Origin of the sequence: Rathayibacter sp. PhB152 (assembly GCF_003751395.1) — a bacterium.
GTDB classification, from domain to species: domain Bacteria; phylum Actinomycetota; class Actinomycetes; order Actinomycetales; family Microbacteriaceae; genus Rathayibacter; species Rathayibacter festucae.
Window position 1 is genome coordinate 29,804 of the sequence record NZ_RJUT01000006.1, and the last position, 22,704, is coordinate 52,507.

Below are 22,704 nucleotides of genomic sequence, written 5' to 3' on the forward strand. Positions count from 1 at the left end.
ACCACGCTACAGGGTGGCGGAGCCGCGCTCGTCCGCGGCGGGAGCGCTCTCGTCGACGGCCTCGCCGGCATCCTCGTCGGCGCTCTCGCCGTCGTCCTCGGCCCCCGTCGCAGTCGGCACTGAGCCACCGCGGACCGGCACCCGCGCCGGGTCGAGCGCCCGGCCGAGGGCGGTGAACGCCGCGACGTCGAGCTCCTCGCCGCGGGCCGTCTGCGGCACGCCGGCCGATTCGAGCGCGGCGATCGCGGCCGTGCTGTCGCCGAAGAGCGCGGCGAGCGACTGGCGGAGCATCTTCCGCCGCTGCGCGAACGCCGCGTCGACCACCGCGAAGACGGCGCGGCGCAGGGTCTCGTCGCCCGGCTCCTCGCCGCGCTCGAACGAGACGAGGACGCTGTCGACGTTGGGCACCGGCCAGAAGATCTGCCGGGACACGGTGCCGCCGGTCGTGAACGAGCCGAACCAGGACGCCTTGACGCTCGGGCCGCCGTAGATCTTGGAGCCCGGGCCGGCCGCGAGGCGGAGGCCGACCTCGGACTGCACCATCACCACGCCGGAGCGGATGCTCGGGAAGTGCTCGAGGAAGTGCAGCAGCACCGGCACCGAGATGTTGTACGGGAGGTTCGCGACGAGCCGCACGGGCTCGCCCGGCAGCTCGAGCACCTTCATCGCGTCCGCGCGGATCACGGTGAGGTCGGCGGCGGGCGCCATCAGCTGGACCGTGCGGGGCAGCTGCTCCGCGAGCCGGCCGTCGATCTCGACGGCGACGACCCCGGCGCCAGCCTCGAGCAGGCCGAGGGTGAGCGAGCCGAGGCCCGGGCCGATCTCGACGACGCTCTCGCCCGGCTCCACGCGGGCGAGCTTGACGATGCGGCGGACGGTGTTGGCGTCGTGCACGAAGTTCTGGCCGAGCTTCTTGGTCGGCGTGACGTCGAGCAGCTGGGCGAGATCGCGGATCTCGGCGGGTCCGAGCAGCTTCGGGACAGCGACCTCCTCGGCCGCCGCCTCCGCCGCGTGCCGGCCGGTCATGCCAGCTGCCCGACCGGCTCCGACGGCTCCGAGCCGACCTCGCCGCCCCACTCGCCGTAGACCTGCTCGGTGTTCGAGGCGATCGTGGCGGCCAGGTGGCCGACGTCGGTCTCCAGCGTCGCGGCCATCGAGCGGAGGGTGTGCGGGATCAGGTAGGGCGCGTTCGGGCGGCCGCGGAACGGCTCGGGAGTGAGGTACGGCGCGTCGGTCTCGACGAGGATCAGGTGCCGGGGAGTGGCGATCAGCGCCTCGCGCAGCGACTCGGCGTTCTTGAACGAGACGGTGCCGGCGAAGGAGAGGTACCAGCCCTCCTCCGCGCACATCCGCGCCATCTCGGCGTCGCCGGAGAAGCAGTGGAAGACGGTGCGCTCGGGGGCGCCGACGCGGCGGAGGGTCTCCATCACCTCGCGGTGCGCGTCGCGGTCGTGGATCTGCAGCGCGATCCCGGTCTCCTTCGCGATGCGGATGTGCTCCTCGAACGAGCGGAACTGGGCGGCGCGGCCGCTCTCGCCGGTGCGGAAGAAGTCGAGGCCGGTCTCACCGACGGCGCGCACGCGCGGCTGGGAGGCCAGTTCGGCGATCACGGCGAGGGCGTCGTCGAGCTCGCCGCGCTCCTCGAGCGCCGGCGCCTCGTTGGGGTGGATCGCGACGGCGGCGAGCATGCGCGGCTCGGAGGCGGCGCGCTCGGCCGACCAGCGGCTGGTCTCGACATCGGTGCCGACCTGCACGACGCCCCGGACGCCGACCGTGGAGGCACGGTCGAGCTGCTCGCGGTAGTCCAGGGGCTCGAGACCATCGCTGATCTCGAGGTGCGTGTGGTTGTCGTAGACGGGGACGACGAGCGCCTCGGGCAGCGGCGGGTACGTCAGGTCGCGGCCGGACGTGTTCTCGCGGGCGCGGACGTGCTGGCTGTCGGTCATGGCTCCAGGCTACCGGGGCGGGGCGGCGGGGCCCCGGCGGGTGGATCTCGAGAGTGCGCGCCTGCGGACGGTGGATCTCGACACGCCCGCGCAGCGGGCTACTCGATCAGCATGGAAGAGCGCCCCCGCAGGGAACGCCCTCGCATGCTGGTCAGGCTGTTGCCGACGTGTCGGCCCACGCTGCTGGTCGAGTAGCCGCCGCAGGCGGCGTATCGAGACCCCGCGTCTGCAGACGGTGGATCTCGATACGCCCGCAAGCGGGCTACTCGATCAACATATGGGCGCCTGCGGAGCAGGCTCCGTGACCCTCGGAAGGCGCCCGCGCAGCGGGCTCCGCGATCAGCGGCCAGGGCGACTCAGGACTCCGGGACCTCGATGCGGGGGAAGAGCGGCGCGAGGGTGCCGACGGTGGTGCCGACGGGCAGCTGTCCCCACTCCCCCGCCGCGCGCAGCGGCTGGGCGGTGAGCGCGCCGAGGGCGTCCTGCACGCCGAGCGCCTCCCAGAGCGCGGTGGTCGCGCGGGGCACGACCGGCGAGAGCAGCACCGCCAGGGCGCGCAGCCCCTCCGACGCCGTGTAGAGGACGGTGCCGAGGCGCTCGCGCTCGTCCCTCTTGGCCAGGGCCCACGGCTCCTGCTCGGTGATGTAGCCGTTGAGCTCGTCGACGATCGTCCAGACGGCGGTGATCGCGTCGTGGATCGCGAGGGTCTCGATCGAGCGGTCGGCCGCGGCCGCCGCCTCCGCGACCGTCGCCTGCACGCGCTCCTCCGCCTCGGTCGGTGCCGAGGGCTCGGGCACGACGCCGTCGTAGTAGCGGTGCAGCATCGCGATGACCCGCGAGGCGAGGTTGCCGAAGCCGTTCGCGAGCTCCGCCTGATACCGCGCCGCGAGATCCTCCCAGGAGAAGGAGCCGTCCTGCCCGAAGGTGATCGCCCTCATGAAGTAGTAGCGGAACGCGTCCGACCCGAAGGTGTCGGTGATCTGCTCCGGCGCGATGCCGGTGAGCTTCGACTTCGACATCTTCTCGCCGCCGACCAGCAGCCAGCCGTGGCCGAAGACCTGCTTCGGCACGTCGAGCCCGGCGGCCATCAGCATCGCGGGCCAGATCACCGCGTGGAACCGGAGGATGTCCTTGCCGACGATGTGGGTCGCCGGCCAGCGACGCTCGAACTCCGCCTCGTCCTGGCCGTAGCCCACGGCGGTGATGTAGTTGAGCAGCGCGTCGAACCAGACGTAGACGACGTGCGAGTCGTCCCAGGGCACCTTGACGCCCCAGTCGAAGCTCGAGCGCGAGATCGAGAGGTCGGCGAGGCCCTGGCGCACGAAGCTGACGACCTCGTTGCGCGCCGACTCGGGCTGCACGAAGTCGGGGCGCTCCTCGTAGAGCGCGAGCAGGCGGTCGGTGTACTCGCTCATCTTGAAGAAGTAGTTCTTCTCCTTGAGCAGCTCGACCGGCTTCGAGTGGATCTTGCAGACGTACTGGCCCTCGTACTCGCCGGTGCCTTCGTCGAGGTCGGAGAGCTGCTTGTACTCCTCGCAGCCCACGCAGTAGTAGCCCTCGTACTCGCCGGTGTAGATCGCGTCCTCGTCGTAGAGCTTCTGCAGGAACTTCTGCACGTTGACCTCGTGGCGCTGCTCCGTGGTCCGGATGAAGTCGTCGTTCGCGATGTCGATCGTCGACAGCAGCGGCTTCCACGAGTTCTGCACGAGCCGGTCGGCCCACTCCTGCGGGGTCGTCCCGTTCGCGGTGGCGGTGCGCAGGATCTTCTGGCCGTGCTCGTCGGTCCCGGTCAGCAGCCAGGTGTCGTCGCCCGCCTGGCGGTGCCAGCGGGTGAGGACGTCGGCGGCGACCTCGGTGTACGCGTGCCCGATGTGGGGGACGTCGTTCACGTAGAAGATCGGGGTCGTGAGATAGAAGGAGGCGCCGTCGGACATGGCGACCATCCTATGGTTCGGCGCCGGGGCCTCCCTCTGTGTGACGGAGCGGTGCCGGACGCGACCCGGGCCGGGACTCAGCCGCGACGGGACGCGAGGGCCGCCTCGTAGAGCGCGCGCTTGGACAGGCCGGTGATCTCCGCGACCTCGGCCGACGCCTCCTTGAGCCGCGCGCCGGCCGCGACCCGCTCGAGCACGTCGGCGAGCCCGTCCTCGAGGGAGGCCTCGCGCTCGGGGGCGCCCTCGACCACGAGGCAGATCTCGCCGCGGAGGCCGTCGGCCGCCCACTCGGCGAGCTCGGCCGCGGTGCCGCGGCGGACCTCCTCGAACATCTTGGTCAGCTCGCGGCAGACCACGACCCGCCGCTCGGGGCCCATCGCCTCGACGAGATCGGCCAGGGAGTCACCGATGCGGTGCGGCGACTCGAAGAAGACCATCGTCCGGCGCTCGTCGACGAGCGAGCGGAACAGCGTGACCCGCTCGCCGTGCTTGCGCGGCAGGAAGCCCTCGAAGCTGAAGCGGTCGGTCGGCAGACCGGAGACGGCGAGCGCCATCAGCACGGCCGACGGGCCGGGCAGAGCGGTCACGCGGACGCCGGCGGCGACGGCGGTCTCGACGAGGTGGTAGCCCGGGTCCGAGACGGTCGGCATCCCGGCGTCGCTGAGGACGAGGAGGTCCTCCTCGCGGGCGAGCTCGACCAGCTCCGCGGAGCGCTCGCGCTCGTTGTGGTCGTGCAGGGCGTAGAGCTGCGGGCGGTTCTCGATCCCGAGGGCGCGGAGCAGCTGGATGGTGACGCGGGTGTCCTCGGCGGCGATGTGCCGGGTGCTCTCGAGAGCCTCGACGAGCCTCCGGGTCGCGTCGCCGAGATTGCCGATGGGCGTGCCGGCCAGGATGATCATCCGTCCATCCTCCCAGTCGGCGCGCGACGACGGCCGAACCCGGCCCGGCGGCGGATCCGCGCGCCGTTAGCATGGCCGGGTGACGGACCGACCGCAGCGCGACTTCGACGACCTGCTCCTCGACTCCGCGGGGGCCTCGCGCGCCGTGCCGGTCGGGCCCGCGGACGGGAGCACCGCCGACGCCACCGTCGAGAGCGCCCCGCCGGGGGGCGTGCGCGAGAGCGCGCCGGACCTGCCCCGCGGCTCCTGGTTCGACGACGTGCACGACCGCCTCGTCGCGACCACCGCGCGCCGCCGGCTGTGGGAGCTGGGGCTGCCGATCCTCGTCGTCGTGGTCGCCGCCGTGCTCCGCCTCTGGAACCTCGGGCACCCGCGCTCGCTGGTCTTCGACGAGACCTTCTACGTCAAGGACGCCTGGACTCTCTGGAACCTCGGCTTCGAGGGCGCCTGGCCCGAGAACCCCGACCCGGGCTTCGCCACCGGCGCCGTCGACGTCTTCACCGGAGCGCCGTCCTTCGTGGTGCACCCGCCGCTGGGCAAGTGGATCATCGGGCTCGGGATGGGCCTGCTCGGCGCGGACGACAGCGTCGGCTGGCGCCTCGCCACCGCGATCGTCGGCATCCTCGCGGTCGCCCTCGTGATCGTGATCGGGAAGCTGCTCTTCCGCTCCACCTTCCTCGCCTCGCTCGCCGGCCTGCTGCTCGCGATCGACGGCCACGCGATCGTGATGTCGCGGGTCTCGCTGCTCGACGGCATCCTGATGTTCGTCGCCCTCTGCGGTGTCGCCGCGATCCTGCTCGACCGGCGCTGGGCCGAGGAGCGGATGGCCGTGAAGGTCGCCGCGGGAGACCTGCCGAGCTGGGGCCCGGTGCTCTGGTGGCGGCCCTGGCTGCTGACCGCCGGCCTGATCTTCGGCCTCGCCGCGGGCGTGAAGTGGACGGGCATCTACTTCCTCGCCGCCTACGGCGTCTACGCGGTGGTCGTCGATGCGCTGCTCCGCCGGCGCGCGGGCGTGCCGTTCTGGGTCAGCGGCGCGATCCTCAAGCAGGGGCCGGTCACGTTCCTCCTGGTCGTGCCGATCGCGCTGATCGCCTACCTCGGCACCTGGCTCGGCTGGCTGCGCACCTCCGGCGGCTGGGCGCGGCAGTGGGCGACCGAAGCGCCGGGCAACGCCTGGACCGGCGCGCTCGCCTGGGTGCCGGACTGGGCACAGAGCCTCTGGCACTACCACGTGCAGATGTACGACTACTCGATCAATCTGCGCGCCACCCACCCCTACGAGGCGAACCCGCTGACCTGGCTGCTGATGCTGCGGCCGACAAGCATGTACTTCGTCGACCAGGCCACCGGCGTCGACGGCTGCGCGGCGGTGCGCTGCGACGAGGCGATCACCTCGGTCGCGAATCCGCTGATCTGGTACGCCGGCGTGCTCGCGCTGGTCTACCTGCTCTACCGGCTCGCGCGCTACCGGGAGTGGCGCGCCGGCTTCGTGCTGATGGGCATCGTCGCCGGGTACCTGCCCTGGATGCTGTACCTGGACCGCACCGTCTTCCAGTTCTACTGCGTCGTCTTCGAGCCCTACATGATGCTGGCGCTCGCCCTGACGGCGGGGGTGGTGATCGGCAAGCGCGGTGACGAGCGCGGCAGACGCACGCGCGGCATCGTGATCGTGCTGATCTTCGTGGTGCTCGCGGCGGCCCTGACCGCGTACTTCTACCCGCTCTGGACCGGGCAGCAGACGTCGTTCTCGTTCTGGCAGGCGCACATGTGGCTGCCCTCGTGGGTCTGATCGCCCGGATCGGGCCCGGGCTCGCGGCCTGCGCGGCCGCGGCGGTCCTGGCGTTCGCGGTGCACCTGGCGATCCCCGCCGTGCCGATGCTCACGGCCGCCGTGGCGCTCGGCATCCTGGTCGCGCAGCTGCCGGCGACCCGCCCGCTGCTCGGCGGCCGGCTGGCCCCGGGGCTCAAGTTCTCCTCGCGCACGCTGATGCGCGCCGGCATCGTCCTGCTGGGGCTCAAGCTCTCGCTCGTCGACATCGCTTCGCTCGGCTGGGGCGCGATCCTGATCGTCGTCGCGATCGTGCTCGCGACCTTCGGGCTGACCTACGGCCTCGGGCGCGCACTGCGCCTGCCCGGCCGCGAGCCGCTGCTGCTGGCCGCGGGCTTCTCGATCTGCGGGGCCTCGGCGGTCGGCGCGATGGCCGGGGCGACCCGGGCGAAGGAGGAGGAGCAGGCGGTGCCGGTCGCGCTGGTCACCCTCTGCGGCACCCTCGCGATCGCGGTGCTGCCGGCGCTGCGCTACCCGCTCGGACTCACGGACGTGCAGTTCGGGCACTGGGTCGGCGCGTCGGTGCACGACGTCGGCCAGGTGGTGGCGACGGCGCAGGTCGCGGGGGCGTCGGCCCTCGCGATCGCGGTGGTCGTGAAGCTGACCCGCGTGGTGATGCTGGCGCCGATGGTGGCCGTCGCCGCTGCCGTGACGCGACGCGGCGGAGACGAGGGCGGGCCGCGACCCGCGATCGTGCCGCTGTTCGTCGTCGGCTTCCTCGCGGCGGTGCTGCTGCGGACGCTGCTGCCGCTGCCGGAGGGCGTGCTGGTCGCGGCGGACACGGCGCAGACCTGGCTGCTGGCGGCGGCGCTGTTCGCGCTCGGGAGCGGCGTGCGGCTGCGGGCGCTGCTCACGACCGGCTGGCGGGCGCTGGTCGTCGCGCTCGCCTCGTGGTTCGCGATCGCCGTGATGTCGCTGGCGGCGGTGCACGCGACGCTGTGACGGCGCGTCGCCGCCTGGGACTGTTACGGGATGCGTCGCTCCGGCGGCCCGGTGTCGGCGGCGCCCGCTAGCGTCGATCGCATGGCAGATCGCGAGTACGGCTTCAAGACGCGGGCAATCCACGCCGGCAACATCCCCGACCCGGTGACGGGCGCGCGAGCGCTGCCGATCTACCAGACGAGCGCGTTCGTCTTCGACGACACCTCCGACGCGGCGGCCCGGTTCGCGCTGCAGAAGTACGGGAACATCTACTCCCGGCTCTCCAACCCCACCGTCGCCTCGTTCGAGGAGCGGGTCGCGAGCCTCGAGGGCGGGCTCGGCGCCGTCGCGACCGCCTCCGGCCTGTCGGCGCAGTTCATCACCTTCGCGGCGCTGGTCGGCGCGGGCGACCACGTCGTCTCCTCCGCCAACCTCTACGGCGGCTCGATCACCCAGCTCGACGTCACGCTGCGGCGCTTCGGCGTGGAGACCACCTTCGTGCAGTCGAGCGACCCGGCCGACTACGCCGCCGCGATCACCGACAGGACCAAGGTGCTCTACGCCGAGACGATCGCGAACCCCTCCGGCGAGATCGCCGACATCGAGGGTCTGGCCGCCGTCGCGCACGCCGCCGGCATCCCGCTGATCATCGACTCGACCGTCGCCACGCCGTACCTCGTCCGCCCGATCGAGTGGGGCGCCGACATCGTCATCCACTCGGCCACCAAGTTCCTCGGCGGGCACGGCACCACGCTCGGCGGCGTCGTCGTCGAGTCGGGCCGCTTCCACTACTCGCAGGAGAAGTTTCCGCTCCTGCACGACGCCGTCGCCTCCTACGGCGGTCTCTCCTGGGACGGCAACTTCGGCGAGTACGGCTTCCTCACCCGCCTGCGCGCCGAGCAGCTGCGCGACATCGGCCCGGTCCTCGCCCCGCACTCGGCCTTCCTGCTCGCGCAGGGCGTCGAGACGCTGCCCTACCGGATCCAGGCGCACGTCGACAACGCGCGCCGCGTCGCGGAGTGGCTCGACGCCGACCCGCGGATCGAGGAGGTCTACTGGGCCGGCCTCCCCGCGCACCCGCACCACGAGCGCGCGCAGAAGTACCTGCCCAAGGGCCCCGGCTCGGTCTTCAGCTTCGTGGTCAAGGGCGGTCGCGCCGTCGGCCAGACCTTCATCGAGTCGGTCGACCTCGCCAGCCACCTCGCCAACATCGGCGACGCGAAGACGCTGGTGATCCATCCCGCCTCGACGACGCATGCGCAGCTCACCGAGCAGCAGCTGCTGCACGCCGGGGTGCTGCCGGGCCTCGTCCGGCTCTCGGTCGGCATCGAGGACGCGGACGACATCATCTACGACCTCGACCAGGCGCTCACCCGCGCGGTCGAGGCGCACGGCACGCCGGACGCACCGACCGAACTGCCGGACGACGTCTCGGTGACCATCGACTCCCCGACCGTGGAGGTCTGACCATGAGCGACACCGCCAGCGGCATCGCTGCCGACACCGCCGCGACCACCGAGGCCGACGACACCGTCGTCGCGCACCTGTCCAACGGGCTCAGCTGCTCCGTGCCGACGAACTCGCCGCTGGCGAAGCTGCTCAAGTCGCAGCGCACCTGGGTCGGGCCGGACGCGAAGAAGCGGCTCGACATCCTCCGCCGCGCGAAGACCGTCGCGATCGTCGGCGCCTCGCCGAACCCGGCGCGCTCGTCCTACTTCGTGTCGACCTACCTGCAGCAGTCGAGCGACTACGAGCTGTACTTCGTGAACCCCAACGCGAAGGAGATCCTGGGGCAGCCGGTCTACAAGAGCCTCGCCGATCTCCCCGTGGTGCCGGACATCGTCGACGTCTTCCGCAAGGCGAGCGACATCCCGTCCGTCATCGACGACGTGGTGACCATCGGCGCGCCGACGGTGTGGGTGCAGCTCGGCATCTGGAACCAGGAGGCCGCCGAGTACGGCGAGTCGAAGGGCCTCACCGTGGTGATGGACCGCTGCCTCAAGGTCGAGCACGCCCGCTTCCACGGCGGCCTGCACCTCCTCGGCTTCGACACCGGCCAGATCACCTCCCGCAAGACCCTGCGCTGACGCCGCCCTTCTCCTCCGCGAGATGCCACTTGTGCACGCTTTCCACGGCGTGTCGCGCGCACAAGTGGCATCTCGCGGAGGGGGTCAGTCGCCCTTCACGTTGACGAGCTGGCGGAGGGTGTGCCGGATCTCGACGAGGTCGGCCGCGTCGGCCATCACCCGGTCGATCGGCTTGTAGGCCGCCGGGATCTCGTCGAGGAAGGCGTCGGTGTCGCGGTACTCGATGCCGGCCATCGCCTCCCGCAGCTGCTCGCGGCTGAAGGTCTTCCGCGCCGCCGACCGCGAGTACTCGCGGCCGGCGCCGTGCGGCGACGAGTTCAGCGACATCGCGTCACCGCGCCCCACCACCACGTACGAGGCGGTCCCCATCGAGCCGGGGATGAGCCCCGGCCGTCCGGCGTCGGCCTGGATTGCGCCCTTCCGGCTCACCCAGACGTCGCGGCCGAAGTGGCGCTCCTTCTCGGTGAAGTTGTGGTGGCAGTTGATCCGCTCCCGCTCCTGGACCGCGACGCCGCTCCACTCGGAGAGCTGCCGGATCACCCGGTCCATCATCTCCTCGCGGTTGAGCAGCGCGAACCGCTGCGCCCAGCGCAGCTCGGCGACGTAGCGGTCGAACTGCTCCGTCCCCTCGACCAGGTAGGCGAGGTCGGGGTGCGGCAGCGCGATCCAGTGCCGCTCGCAGTACTCGCGGGCGACCCGGATGTGCGCCGTCGCGATCCGGTTGCCCACGCCCCGCGAGCCGGAGTGCAGGAACAGCCAGACCGCGTCGGTCTCGTCGACGCTGACCTCGATGAAGTGGTTGCCGCTGCCGAGCGAGCCGACCTGCAGCCGCCAGTGCTTCGCCGAGCGCGACGGGTCGAAGCCCGCCTCGACGGCGAGCGCCTCCAGCTCGGCCACCCGCGGCTCGGCGGTCGCGACGATCTTCCGGTTCGCGGCTCCCGCCGACAGCGGCACCGCCCGCTCGATCTGCCGCCGCAGCTCGCCCAGGTCGCGGCCGGCGAGATCGCTCCGGGAGAACTGCGTGCGGACGGCGATCATGCCGCAGCCGATGTCGACGCCCACGGCCGCCGGGATGAGCGCGCCGAGGGTCGGGATGACCGAGCCGACCGTCGCTCCGAGTCCGAGGTGCGCGTCGGGCATCAGCGCCAGGTGGGGGTAAATGAACGGCATCTCCGACGCGGTGAGCGCCTGCTGCCGCGCGTTGTCGTCCAGGATGCTCGCCCAGGAGACGAGCCGCTCCGTGATTCTCTGCATGGTCCTTCCTCTCGTGAAGGCCCGGCGGTCGCCGGGATCGGGGTGGGACGCGCTCGGGGCGGCGGGATGCCGCGAGCCGACCGCGAGGCCCCTCCCCTGCAGAGGAGTGCCGACGCACGAGGGCCCCGAGACGACGTCGTCCGGGAGCCCGCGGCGGATGCCTAGGCCTGCCGGACGACGCCGGGCTGGAGGTTCGCGAGATCGCGCTTCGAGCGTTCGAGCTCGACCGCGCCGACGAGGGCGCGGGGGCGATCGGCGACGAGCAGCTCGTCACGGGTCGATCGGTTCGCGGTCACGGGCTGCTCCTTCCGGGCGTCGGGGGTGCGCACTCCGGTGGCGCGCCCGCCGAAGCTAGCAGTGCCGCTGGAGGCGTGCAACCCGGGCGTGTCGCGCGGCGCGGGACGTCGGAGCCCATTGGCGGAGGATCCTCCTGCCGTCCGCTGAGCACCTCCCCCTCCCGGCGGAGTCTCCTCCGCATCGCGTGGGCGCTCTCTGGGCGACCCCTCCGTGTCCCCGGATCCGTGACAGCGACAGGAGTAGGCAGGACGGGCAAGGGAGAAGCGAACTCCGCCGATCGTGACAACGAATCCGGCCGCCCGGCGGCCACGAAGAGGTGTACGAAACGATGAGAACCACCCGTCCCACTCCAGTCGCCCAGCGCCCGAGGCGCCTCCTGATCGCAGGGCTCGCCTGCGGCGCCCTCGCCCTCGGGTCGGTCGCCACGGCACCCGCGGTCTTCGCCGCCGAGGCACCGATCAGCGCCGCTGCCGCCTCGGCCGCCGCCTGGCCCGTCGTCGCTGAGGGCGAGAACAGCGCCAACGCCCGATCCGTGCAGCACCTGCTGAACGCCGCCGGCGCCTCCGTGGACGCCGACGGCGTCTTCGGCCCCGCCACCGCCGCCGCGGTGACCTCCTTCCAGAGCGCGCGCGGCCTCTCGGCCGACGGCATCGTCGGCGCGCAGACCTGGGCCGCCCTGATCACGACGGTGTCCTCGGGCGACTCCGGCGAGGCGGTCAGCGCGCTCCAGGTGCAGCTGAACAAGGTCGGCGCGAGCCTCACGGTCGACGGCGCGTTCGGCGCCGCGACCCTCGCCGCCGTGAAGAGCGTCCAGTCGGCGGCCGGGCTGACCGTCGACGGCGTCGTCGGTCCGCAGACCTGGCAGTCGCTGGTCGGCGCGGGCTCCGGCACCACTCCCGAGCCCGGGCAGCCGGGCGAGACCTTCGCGACCCTCAGCGAGGAGCAGCTCGCGAACGTCCGCACGATCATCGCGGAGGGCAAGACCGCCGTCGTCCCCGAGTACGGCTGGGTCGTCGCCATCGCCACGGCGATGCAGGAGTCGCGACTGCGGAACCTCTCCGGCGGCGACCGCGACTCGGTCGGCCTGTTCCAGCAGCGCCCGTCGGCGGGCTGGGGCGACGCGGCCGACCTCGTCGACCCGGTCTACGCCTCCAGGGCGTTCTACGGGGCGGCGAACAGCCCCACGACCAACACCGGACTGACGGACATCGCCGGCTGGGAGTCGATGTCGGTGACCGAGGCGGCGCAGGCCGTGCAGGTCTCGGCCTACCCGGACGCCTACGCGCAGTGGGAGACCCTGGCGCGCGAGGCCGTCGAGAGCGAGGGATGAGGATCATGAGCACCACGGACATCAGCACGACAGAGGTCGGCACGACCGGCACCACCACGACGGCCCCCGAGACCCGGCACCGGCGGAGCCTCGGCGCCCGCGCCCTCGCGATCGTCACCGCCCTGCTGCTCGCCTTCGGCGTCAGCGTCGGGACCGCGACCAGCGCTCAGGCGGCCGACTGGCCCGTCCTCTCCTCCGGGTCGACCGGCGAGGACGTGACCACCGCGCAGTACCTGCTCCGCTCGTCGGGTCAGTCGCTCGCCGTCGACGGCGCGTTCGGCGCCGGCACGCAGTCGGCGGTCACCTCCTTCCAGTCCGGCGCGGGCCTCGCGGCCGACGGCGTGATCGGCGCAGCCACCTGGGGTGCGCTGACGGTGACCGTGCAGAGCGGTGCCTCCGGAGACGCGGTCAGCGCGGTGCAGACGCAGCTGAACGCGAACGGCGCGTCCGTCGCGGTCGACGGCGCGTTCGGCGCGGCGACCACCGCCGCGGTGCAGAGCTTCCAGGGCAGCGCCGGACTGACCGCCGACGGCATCGTCGGACCGGCCACCTGGAAGGCGCTCGTCGCCGGGACCGGTGGCGGCACGACGCCTCCCCCGTCGGGCGACGCCGCCGCGACCGCGCAGGCGATCCTCGACAACCCGGGGATCGAGCTCTACGAGCTGGGCTCGGACGCCGCCTCCACCTCGCTCGCGAACATCCGCGACACGGCCGCCGGCCAGCCGGCCAAGACGAGCCCCGAGGGCGACGCCGGCGTGACCTCGGTCGCGCTGAACCCGGCCATGCTCGACGCGCTGCTGAAGCTGAACACGCAGTACGGCCACACGCTGCGGGTCACCTCCATCGCGGGTGAGGACCACTCCACCGGCTCCGGCCACTACACCGGCGACGCGGTCGACATCGACCTGATCGACGGCGTGCGGGTCTACGAGGGCGCCGACCACCAGGCGATCCAGAACGCCTGCGCCGAGATGGGCGCGACGCTCACGCTCGGCCCCGGCGACGCGGGCCACTCGGACCACGTGCACTGCGAGTTCTGACCCTCGGGACCGCGGTCCCGGTACTCGGAACGACAGGGGGCGGGCGCTCGATCGGGCGCCCGCCCCCTTCCGCGCGCGAGGCGTAGTCTCGGGAGATGAGTGCATACGTCTCCGCCTTCGACCTGTTCAGCGTGGGGATCGGCCCCTCCAGCTCGCACACGGTCGGCCCGATGCGGGCGGCTCTGGCCCTCGCCGAGCGGCTGCGCGACGCCGGCCTGCTCGACCGGGTGAGCCGCGTGGTCTGCACGCTCTACGGCTCACTCGGCTCCACGGGCATCGGCCACGGGACGCCGGACGCGATCGTCGCCGGGCTGTCCGGGCTGCACCCGGAGACCTGCGACCCCGAGGAGGTCCGCGGAGCGTGGCGGCGGCTCGACGAGGACGGCGCGATCGCGCTCGCGGGCGAGGCGCGCCTGCCGATGACGCGCGACGACATCGCCTTCGAGCCGCGCACCCGGCTCCCCGAGCACCCCAACGCCCTGACGTTCAGCGTCTGGCTCGGCGACGCGGCGCTGCCCGAGTGGGAGGAGACCTACTACTCGATCGGCGGCGGCTTCATCCGCCGGGCCGGCGAGCGCGCCGAGCTGGCCTCGCTCGCTCCGCACCCCTACCCCTTCGTCTCCGCGCTCGACCTGCTCGCGACCTGCGACCGGACCCGCTCGAGCATCGACGAGATCGCCGCCGCGAACGAGCGGGCGCTGCACCCCGGCCTCGACGTCGACGCGCGGCTGGACGCGATCTGGGACGCGATGGCCGCCTGCGTCGAGCACGGCCTGGCGACCGAGGGCGTCCTGCCGGGAGGTCTGGGCGTGCAGCGCCGCGCCTCCGTCCTGCGCGGGCGGCTCGAGGCCTTCGAGGACGACCCGCTGGACCGCGCGCGGGCGACCTCGGTGGAGTGGCTGCACGCGTTCGCGCTCGCGGTGAACGAGGAGAACGCGGCCGGCGGGCGCGTCGTCACCGCGCCGACGAACGGGGCGGCGGGCATCATCCCCGCCGTCGCGCACCACTACCTCCGCTTCGTGCCAGGCGCCGACCGCGCGGGCATCCGGCGGTTCCTGCTCACCGCGACGGCGATCGGCTCGCTCTGCAAGACCAATGCGTCGATCTCGGGCGCGGAGGCCGGCTGCCAGGGCGAGGTCGGCTCGGCCTGCGCGATGGCGGCGGGCGCGCTGTGCGCGGTGCTCGGCGGGACTCCGCGGCAGGTGGAGAACGCGGCCGAGATCGCGATGGAGCACCACCTCGGGCTCACCTGCGACCCGGTCGGCGGGCTGGTGCAGATCCCGTGCATCGAGCGCAACGCGATCGCGGCGTCGACCGCGGTCAGCGCGGCGCGGCTGGCGCTGCACGGCGACGGGACGCACCGGGTCTCGCTCGACACCGTCATCGAGACGATGCGGCAGACCGGCATCGACATGTCCTCGAAGTACAAGGAGACCAGCGAGGGCGGCCTCGCGGTCAACGTCATCGAGTGCTGAGCGGGTCGGTCGGTGCCGCCGGAGGGACGGCCGCGCCGAGCGGACTGTGACGCCGGATGAACCACGATGACGCACCGGCCTGCGGAGCGTCGGGGGTCGCGCCTAGCGTGGTGCGGGTGAGCAGCACTGCAGCCCCCTACCTCGCCCGGCCGATCGTCTCCACCCAGTGGCTGGCCGACCAGCTCGGCCGCGAGCACCTCGTCGTGGTCGACGCGAGCGTCCTGCTGGTGACCGGCTTCGACGGCCGGCCCGGCTACCTCGGCGGCGACGAGCAGTACCTCCTCGAGGGCCACGTGCCCGGTGCGGTGTTCGGCGACCTGCTCGCGCAGCTCTCGGATCCGGAGGCGGCCTTCCCCTTCACCCGGCTCGACCCCGAGCGCTTCGCCGCGGCGACCGCCGCGCTCGGCATCGACGACGACTCGGTGGTCGTCGTCTACGACTCCGCGGTGGGCCAGTGGGCGTCGCGCCTGTGGTGGCTCCTGCGCGCCGCCGGGCACGACGCGGTCGCGGTGCTCGACGGCGGACTCAGCGTCTGGCGGCGGGAGGAGCGCCCGATCGAGACCGGACACGTGGAGCCGCGCGCGGCCGCGGGCATCACCGTGCGCCCCGAGCGCCCGCTCTGGATCGACAAGGCCGGCGTCGAGCGCGTCGTCCGCGGCGAGGAGCCGGGCGCCCTGGTCTGCGCCGTGCCGCCGAAGGAGTTCACCGGCGAGCAGGGGCGACGGCCGCGCCTCGGCCACCTCCCCGGCTCGGTGAGCGTCCCGGCCGTGCGGCTGGTCGACCGCGAGGACAACACGCTCCTCCCGCCGGAGCGGCTGCGGGCGCTCTTCGGCGAGACGCTCCAGGCCGAGCAGATCGTCCTCTACTGCGCGGGCGGGATCGCCGCGACGGCCGACGCGCTCGCGCTCGCCGTGCTCGGCGTCGACACCGCGGTCGTCTACGACGGCTCGCTGCACGAGTGGGCCGCCGACCCCGACGCCCCGCTCGTCGTCACGGCCGCGTGAGCAGCTCCTCCGGGAGCTCGGTCGTCGGCAGCGCGCAGACGAAGGCCTCGCAGGAGTAGGCCGTCGGCAGGCCGTCGCGCGACGTCCGGCCCTCGAAGAGCTCGAAGCCCGCGCGGGCCCACTCGGCCGCCGCGTCGTCGCTCACCACCGCGAGCACGCCGAGCCCGGTCTCCCGGGCGCCGGTCTGCAGTTCCGCACGCGCGCCGCCGTCGGGCACGACGACGACCAGCTGCGTGACCGGTCGCGCGAGGCGCTCCGCCAGCGCGAGCACTCCGCCGAACCCCATCGGCTGCCCGAGCGCCCCCGGACCGATGCCCGCGACCACGGCCTCCGCCGCCTCCCGGTAGCGCCGCTCCCCCGTCAGCAGGTACAGCCCGTGGGCCGCCTCGGCTGCCGCCGAGAGGCCCGAGGGGTAGGCGCCCTCGGACGGATCCGCCGCCAGCAGCAGCCCGCGCGCGGTGAGCGCCGGGTCCCCGCCGCCGGGCAGCGCGAACGGCGGCCAGGACGGGGCCACGTCCAGCGCCCCGTCGAGCAGCGTCCGGGCGACGAGCGCGTAGCGGGGCGTCCCCTCGGCGAGCGCCAGCTGTAGCAGCCCGCCGGCGAGCATGCCGAGGTCCTCCAGCGCCGGGCGCGCGGCGGACATGGAGTCGCCGAGCGAGGCGCGGACGCCGACGCGCCCGTCGACGAGGTGCCGCTCCAGGAGGAGATCGGCGGCGGCACGCGCGGCAGCGATCCAGTCCTCCCGGCCCAGGGCCCGCCCGGCTCGCGCGAGCGCTCCGATCGCCAGCCCGTTCCAGCCGGTGACGACCTTCTCGTCGAGCGCGGGCGGGGTCAGATCCGTGCGGTCCTCGGCCAGGTAGTAGCCGCCCTCCGAGCGCTGCCCGTCGATGACGCTCTCGGAGTCCTGCGCACTGGCGAAGCCGCCGCTCGGCCGCCGCAGCGTCGCGAGCAGGAACGACGCGACGCCCTCCGCCACCCCGGCGAGCGCCTCCCGGTCGGTGCCCTCGCGCCCGAGCAGCACCGCCGCGACGTCGAGCAGCTGCGCATTGTCGTAGAGCATCCGCTCGTAGTGCGGATCGCTCCAGTCCTGGCGGGTGGCGTAGCGGAAGAAGCCGCCGTCGCGATCCCGCAGCGGCGAGCCCGCCAGCGTCAGCAGCGTCCGCTCGGCCAGCGCCGCCCCGTCGTCCCGCGACGCCAGGAACCCGAGCACCGGCGCCACCGGGAACTTCGGCGCCCCGCCGAATCCGCCGTGCACCCGGTCCTCCTCGGCAGCGAGCGCCCCGACGGCCGCCGCGAGCGCCGCGTCGTCCGGGAGCGCGTCTCCCGTCGGCACCACCGCGGTCGCCTCCCGCAGCGCCGCGCTCAGCGACCCCGCCGTCGCCTGCACCTCGTCGCGCCGCAGCCGCCACGCCTCCGACACCGCGTCGAGCACGTCCGAGAACGCCGGCACCCCGCTGACGGCCCGCGGCGGGAAGTACGTCCCCGCGTAGAACGTCTCCCCGGCCGGAGTCGTGAACACCGTCAGCGGCCAGCCCAGATTCCGCGTGAACGCACTGGCCGCCGTCAGATACGCGGTGTCGACGTCCGGGTGCTCCTCGCGATCCACCTTGACCGCCACGAACCCGTCGTTCAGCCGCGCCGCCAGCACCGGATCCGAGAACGACTCCCGCGCCATCACGTGGCACCAGTGGCAGGTCGCGTACCCGATCGACACCAGCACCGGCACGTCCCGGCGCACCGCCTCGGCGAACGCCTCCTCCCCCCACGGCCACCAGTCCACCGGGTTGCCTGCGTGCGAGCGGAGGTACGGACTGACACTGGAGCGAAGTCGTTCGGCCATGCCCTCCACGCTAGACGCGCCGCCCGCCGCCGTCCGGGGCGTTGACAGCCGCCCCCCACGCTCGCCGCTCCCCCGGTCGACACCCGCTCCGCGGGGCCCCCCATGCTGATCGAGTAGCCCGCATGGCGGGCGTATCGAGCGGAGGGGGCGCCTTCGGCGCCATCGCAGGGCGGGGAAGAGGCCGACGTCCGTGCGGTGGTGGGTCTCGATACGCCCCTGCGGGGCTACTCGACCAGCATGTGTGCGGGTGTCTCTTCCAAGTAGATCCACCACCGTCAGAATCCGAGCATGCAGACCCGCCCTGCTGACGCCGGTAGGTCTCGATACGCCCCTGCGGGGCTACTCGACCAGCATGACTGCGATACGCCCCTCCGGGGCTACTCGACCAGCATGACTGCAGCCGCCCCGCTGACGACGTCGAGTCTCATCCCGAAGGGATGGACGCCTCCCCTCGGCGCCCACCCTCGCCTCCGGCGGGGTGGACGCGGTGCCTCGTCGCGGCTCCTGGCTCGGGTCTGGCGGGCGCGCCGCAGGCGCGCGGGAAGGAGCCGCGACGAGGTACCGCGTCCACCCCACCCGCCAGCACATCAGACACCGAAGGACGCCTCAGCGCTCGAAGAACCACCCGGTCGGCCGCTGCGGCCCCGACGACGACCCGCCGCCGCTCGCCCGCCGGCCGAAGACCAGGTACGCGATGCTCCCCGCGAACGGGAGGATCACGATCAGCGCCACCCAGCCGACCTTCGCGACCTTCGACAGCCGCCCGTTCGCCAGCACGCCCCGGATCGCGAGGATCAGCAGGACGATGTTCAGGATCACGAGGAGGGACTGCGTGTTCACACTCGGCTCTCTGCTCGGCCCGCACGGCGCGGGGGGCCGCCCGCGGGATTCCGCCGGGAGACCTGGGCATCATGTCACGGCGCCGTAGGATGGAGGGCTCATGTCAGACGTCCTCAGCATCCGGTATCCTCCCGAACTCCCCGTCTCGGCGCGCAGGGACGACATCGCCGCCGCCATCCGCGACCACCAGGTCGTCATCGTCGCCGGCGCCACCGGCTCCGGCAAGACGACGCAGCTGCCCAAGATCTGCCTCGAGCTCGGCCGCGAGAGCATCGCGCACACCCAGCCCCGCCGCATCGCCGCCCGCACCATCGCCGAGCGCATCGCCGAGGAGCTGGACGACGAGGTCGGCGGGATCGTCGGCTACCAGGTCCGCTTCACCGACAAGGCGAGCGCGTCGACGCGGATCAAGCTGATGACCGACGGCATCCTGCTCAACGAGATGAACCACGACCGGATGCTGAGCCGGTACGACACGATCATCATCGACGAGGCGCACGAGCGCAGCCTCAACATCGACTTCCTGCTCGGCTACCTACACCGGCTGCTGCCCCGCCGCCCGGATCTCAAGCTGATCATCACCTCCGCGACGATCGACCCGCAGAGCTTCGCCGAGCACTTCCGGGACGCCGCCGGAGAGCCCGCCCCGATCATCGAGGTCTCCGGCCGCACCTACCCCGTCGAGATCCGCTACCGCCCGCTCGTCGCCGAGGAGCCCGAGGAGGAGGACGACACCGACGTCCCCGACGCCACGAGCGGCAGCCGCGACCTGATGACCGGCATCGCCGACGCGCTGGCCGAGCTGGCCCGCGAGGACCAGGGCGACGTCCTCGTGTTCCTCTCCGGCGAGAACGAGATCCGCGACGCCGAGGACGCGATCCGCGGCCGGAACCTCCCCGGCACCGAGGTCCTCCCCCTCTACGGCCGGCTGTCGGCCGCCGACCAGCACCGCGTCTTCGAGCGCGGACGCACCCCGGGCGTCCGCCGGCGCGTGGTCCTGGCGACCAACGTCGCCGAGACCAGCCTCACCGTGCCCGGCATCCGCTACGTCATCGACGGCGGCACCGCCCGCATCTCGCGCTACAGCGCCCGCTCGAAGGTGCAGCGCCTGCCGATCGAGGCGATCTCGCAGGCGTCGGCGAACCAGCGCTCCGGCCGCTCCGGCCGCACCAGTGCGGGCATCGCGATCCGGCTCTACTCGGAGGAGGACTTCGAGCGCCGCCCCGAGTTCACCGATCCGGAGATCCTGCGCACCGGCCTCGCCGCCGTCATCCTGCAGATGATCTCGCTCGGCCTCGGCGACATCGCCGGCTTCCCGTTCCTCACCCCGCCCGACTCCCGCGGCATCAAGGACGGCCTCGACCTCCTCACCGAGCTCGGCGCCCTCCGCGGCGACGCCGACTCCCCTCCGCGAGATGCCACTTATGAGGGCGACACGCCGAAGAAACCCGTCACAAGTGGCATCTCGCGGGGGGCCGACAAGGCGCCTCAGCTCACCAGGATCGGGCGGGATCTCGCGCGGCTGCCGATCGACCCGCGGTTCGGGCGGATGGTGATCGAGTCGCGCAAGCACGACGTCAGCCGCGAGGTGATGGCGATCGTCGCCGGGCTGACGATCCAGGACGTCCGGGAGCGCCCGCTTGAGCGCCGCGCGCAGGCCGACCAGCAGCACGCCCGCTTCGTCGACCCCACCAGCGACTTCCTCACCCTGCTCAACCTCTGGAACTACGTCGAGGAGAAGCAGGCCGAGCTCTCCTCCAGCGCCTTCCGCCGGCTCTGCAAGGGCGAGTACCTCAACTACCTCCGCGTGCGCGAGTGGCAGGACGTCTTCCGCCAGCTGCGCCAGCTGGCCCGGCCGCTCAAGCTCGAGCTCGGCGAGCCGAAGGTCGACCCCGACGGGATCCACCGGAGCCTGCTCGCCGGTCTGCTCTCGCACCTGGGCATCAAGGACACCACCTCGCAGCAGGCGCAGCGCGCGGCGAAGAACCGCGAGCGCCAGAGCGTCCAGTACGTCGGCGCCCGCAACGCGAAGTTCTCGATCTTCCCCGGCAGCGCACTGGCGAAGAAGCAGCCCGACGCCCTGATGAGCGCCGAGCTGGTCGAGACCAGCAAGCTCTTCGCCCGCTCCAACGCCGCGATCGATCCGGCCTGGGCCGAGGCGATCGCCGGCGACCTGGTGAAGCGGCAGTTCAGCGAGCCGCACTGGGAGAAGGCGCAGGGCGCGGCCGTCGCCTACGAGAAGGTCACGCTCTACGGCGTGCCGATCATCGCCCGGCGCCGGGTGCAGTTCTCCCGGATCGACGCCGGCTACGCCCGCGAGCTGTTCATCCGCCACGCCCTCGTCGAGGGCGAGTGGGACGCGCGGCACGCCTTCGACCGGAAGAACCGGGCCCTGCGCGCCGAGCTCGAGCGGCTCGAGGAGCGCACCCGCCGCCGCGACCTGCTCGTCGACGACGAGGCGGTCTTCGACTTCTACGACCGCCGGGTCCCGCGCGACATCACGTCGGTCCGCTCCTTCGACTCCTGGTGGCGCACCGCCCAGCACGACGAGCCCGACCTGCTGACGATGACGCAGGAGACCCTCCTCCCCGAGGACGCGGAGCAGATCGACGAGACCGCGTTCCCGACCCAGTGGCGCCAGGCCGACCAGCGCTTCCGGCTCTCCTACCGGTTCGAGCCGGGCACGGAGGAGGACGGCGTCACCGTGCACGTGCCGCTCGCGCTGCTGCCGCGCGTCACGCCGCTCGGCTTCGACTGGCTGGTGCCGGGGCTCCGCGCCGAGCTCGTCACCGCGATGATCAAGGCGCTGCCCAAGCACCTGCGCCGGAACGTCGTCCCGGCGAACGACTGGGCGCGCAAGCTCACCGCCGCGCTCCCGCAGGACGTGCCGAACCCGCCGACGGAGTCGTTCGCCGCGACCCTCGCCGGGGCGATCCGCCGTGAGGCCGGCGTCGTGATCGACGCCTCCGACTTCGACCTCGAGCGCATCCCCGCGCACCTCCGGGTCACCTTCGCGATCGCCGACGAGCGCGGCCGCACCGTCGCCGCCGGCAAGGAGCTCGCGCCTCTGGCCGAGCGCCTGCGCGGCCGGGTCCGCGACGAGGTCGCCCGGGTCGTCGAGGCGCGCGTGCCGGACGCCCTCGAGCGCCGGGGGATCAAGACGTGGGACATGGCGGAGCTGCCCCGCGTCACCGACACCCGCCAGGGCGGCAACACGATCCGCGCCTACCCGGCACTGATCGACGACGGCGACTCCGTCTCGATCCGCCTGCTCGCGACCGCGGAGGACCAGGCGCGCGAGCACCCGCGCGGCGTCCGCCGGCTGCTGCTGCTCGCGACGCCCAGCCCCGTCGCCTACGTGCAGCAGTACCTGACCGCGAACGAGAAGCTCGTGCTCGCGCAGAGCCCGTACCAGAACACGACGGCGCTGTTCGGCGACTGCCTGCTCGCCTGCGTCGACGCGGTGCTCTGGCGGATGAAGCCGGACGGCATGCTCTTCCTCCGCGCCGAGTTCGACGCGGTGCGCGACCGGGTCTCGGGCAGCGTGATGGACTCGATGTTCGAGACCGTGAAGACCGTCACCACGATCCTCACCACGGCGCGCGGGGTCGAGAAGGCGCTCAAGGCCTCCACGAGCATGGCGCTGCTCCCCGCGCTGACCGACGCCCGCGAGCAGCTGACCGGGCTCGTGCACCCGGGCTTCGTCTCCGCGACCGGACTCGAGCGGCTGCGGCACCTGCCGCGCTACCTCGCCGGCATCACCGAGCGCTTCGGCAAGATCGGCGAGAACGTCGGCCGCGACCGGGTCTGGCTGAACGAGGTGCAGGCGGCGCAGGAGCTCTACCGCTCCGCGGGCGGCACGATCCCGTTGCCGCCGCACGCGCCGGAGCGTCTCGTGCGCGCGCGCTGGCTGATCGAGGAGCTGCGGATCAGCTTCTTCGCGCAGAGCCTGGGCACCGTCGAGAGCGTCTCGCTGCAGCGGATCCGGAAGGTCCTCGCGGGCTGACCGG

Annotated in this window: 17 protein-coding genes; 9 read left to right on the forward strand and 8 right to left on the reverse strand. The window is 72.8% G+C overall.

What is annotated here, in order from left to right:
* Positions 1-6: 6 nt before the first annotated feature.
* From rsmA to rsmI, 4 genes are all read right to left on the reverse strand, one after another.
* Entirely contained in the window at positions 7-1,026 is a 1,020-nt protein-coding gene (gene rsmA / locus EDF36_RS14645) for a 16S rRNA (adenine(1518)-N(6)/adenine(1519)-N(6))-dimethyltransferase RsmA (RefSeq protein ID WP_185020493.1), read from the reverse strand.
* A complete protein-coding gene (locus EDF36_RS14650; protein ID WP_123733574.1) occupies positions 1,023-1,946 on the reverse strand; it encodes a TatD family hydrolase in 924 nt (307 codons plus the stop codon). Before EDF36_RS14650 ends, rsmA begins: the two co-directional genes overlap by 4 nt.
* Positions 1,947-2,302: 356 nt before the next feature.
* Positions 2,303-3,880 carry a methionine--tRNA ligase gene (gene metG / locus EDF36_RS14655; RefSeq protein WP_123733575.1) on the reverse strand — a complete coding sequence of 526 codons (1,578 nt, stop codon included), beginning with the start codon at positions 3,878-3,880 and terminating at the stop codon, positions 2,303-2,305.
* A gap of 77 nt (positions 3,881-3,957) precedes the next feature.
* Positions 3,958-4,779, reverse strand: a complete 822-nt coding sequence (gene rsmI, locus EDF36_RS14660) for a 16S rRNA (cytidine(1402)-2'-O)-methyltransferase (protein WP_123447639.1) — start codon at positions 4,777-4,779, stop codon at positions 3,958-3,960.
* A gap of 79 nt (positions 4,780-4,858) precedes the next feature.
* Between rsmI and EDF36_RS14665 the strand changes: the two genes are divergently transcribed.
* From EDF36_RS14665 to EDF36_RS14680, 4 genes are all read left to right on the forward strand, one after another.
* A complete protein-coding gene (locus EDF36_RS14665) occupies positions 4,859-6,568 on the forward strand; it encodes a dolichyl-phosphate-mannose--protein mannosyltransferase (RefSeq protein ID WP_260300733.1) in 1,710 nt (569 codons plus the stop codon).
* Positions 6,547-7,548, forward strand: coding sequence for a YeiH family protein (locus tag EDF36_RS14670; RefSeq protein ID WP_123733576.1), 1,002 nt, complete (start codon positions 6,547-6,549; stop codon positions 7,546-7,548). The genes EDF36_RS14665 and EDF36_RS14670 overlap by 22 nt, the downstream gene beginning before the upstream one ends.
* Before the next feature lie 81 nt (positions 7,549-7,629).
* Entirely contained in the window at positions 7,630-8,994 is a 1,365-nt protein-coding gene (locus tag EDF36_RS14675; protein WP_243840023.1) for an O-acetylhomoserine aminocarboxypropyltransferase/cysteine synthase family protein, read from the forward strand.
* A gap of 2 nt (positions 8,995-8,996) precedes the next feature.
* Positions 8,997-9,614 carry a CoA-binding protein gene (locus tag EDF36_RS14680; RefSeq protein ID WP_123733577.1) on the forward strand — a complete coding sequence of 206 codons (618 nt, stop codon included), beginning with the start codon at positions 8,997-8,999 and terminating at the stop codon, positions 9,612-9,614.
* A gap of 84 nt (positions 9,615-9,698) precedes the next feature.
* Here EDF36_RS14680 and EDF36_RS14685 read toward each other — a convergent pair whose 3' ends face one another.
* Positions 9,699-10,868, reverse strand: coding sequence for an RtcB family protein (locus tag EDF36_RS14685; RefSeq protein ID WP_123733578.1), 1,170 nt, complete (start codon positions 10,866-10,868; stop codon positions 9,699-9,701).
* A 161-nt stretch (positions 10,869-11,029) separates the two neighbouring features.
* Positions 11,030-11,164, reverse strand: coding sequence for a hypothetical protein (locus EDF36_RS21840; RefSeq protein ID WP_260300734.1), 135 nt, complete (start codon positions 11,162-11,164; stop codon positions 11,030-11,032).
* A gap of 329 nt (positions 11,165-11,493) precedes the next feature.
* Between EDF36_RS21840 and EDF36_RS21960 the strand changes: the two genes are divergently transcribed.
* The 4 genes from EDF36_RS21960 to EDF36_RS14705 all read left to right on the forward strand — a co-directional run bounded on the left by EDF36_RS21960 (position 11,494) and on the right by EDF36_RS14705 (position 16,014).
* Positions 11,494-12,495: a peptidoglycan-binding protein gene (locus tag EDF36_RS21960; protein ID WP_123733579.1), complete on the forward strand. Its 1,002-nt coding sequence runs from the start codon at positions 11,494-11,496 to the stop codon at positions 12,493-12,495.
* Positions 12,496-12,500: 5 nt separating this feature from the next.
* On the forward strand, positions 12,501-13,535 hold the full coding sequence (locus EDF36_RS21610; protein ID WP_221181669.1) for a peptidoglycan-binding protein: 1,035 nt from the start codon (positions 12,501-12,503) through the stop codon (positions 13,533-13,535).
* A 95-nt stretch (positions 13,536-13,630) separates the two neighbouring features.
* The gene (locus EDF36_RS14700; RefSeq protein ID WP_123733580.1) at positions 13,631-15,010 is read left to right on the forward strand and encodes an L-serine ammonia-lyase; all 1,380 of its coding nucleotides are present in this window, start codon (positions 13,631-13,633) and stop codon (positions 15,008-15,010) included.
* Positions 15,011-15,126: 116 nt separating this feature from the next.
* Positions 15,127-16,014: a sulfurtransferase gene (locus tag EDF36_RS14705; protein WP_185020494.1), complete on the forward strand. Its 888-nt coding sequence runs from the start codon at positions 15,127-15,129 to the stop codon at positions 16,012-16,014.
* Here the strand turns inward: EDF36_RS14705 and EDF36_RS14710 are convergent.
* Positions 16,001-17,854: a thioredoxin domain-containing protein gene (locus EDF36_RS14710; RefSeq protein ID WP_123733582.1), complete on the reverse strand. Its 1,854-nt coding sequence runs from the start codon at positions 17,852-17,854 to the stop codon at positions 16,001-16,003. The two genes, EDF36_RS14705 and EDF36_RS14710, sit on opposite strands and share 14 nt — an antisense overlap.
* 606 nt (positions 17,855-18,460) lie before the next feature.
* Positions 18,461-18,694, reverse strand: a complete 234-nt coding sequence (locus EDF36_RS14715; protein ID WP_123705161.1) for a PLD nuclease N-terminal domain-containing protein — start codon at positions 18,692-18,694, stop codon at positions 18,461-18,463.
* A 100-nt stretch (positions 18,695-18,794) separates the two neighbouring features.
* On the opposite strand from EDF36_RS14715, the gene hrpA reads away from it, so the two are divergent.
* On the forward strand, positions 18,795-22,700 hold the full coding sequence (hrpA, locus tag EDF36_RS14720; RefSeq protein WP_123733583.1) for an ATP-dependent RNA helicase HrpA: 3,906 nt from the start codon (positions 18,795-18,797) through the stop codon (positions 22,698-22,700).
* The last annotated feature ends 4 nt before the right edge of the window (positions 22,701-22,704 follow it).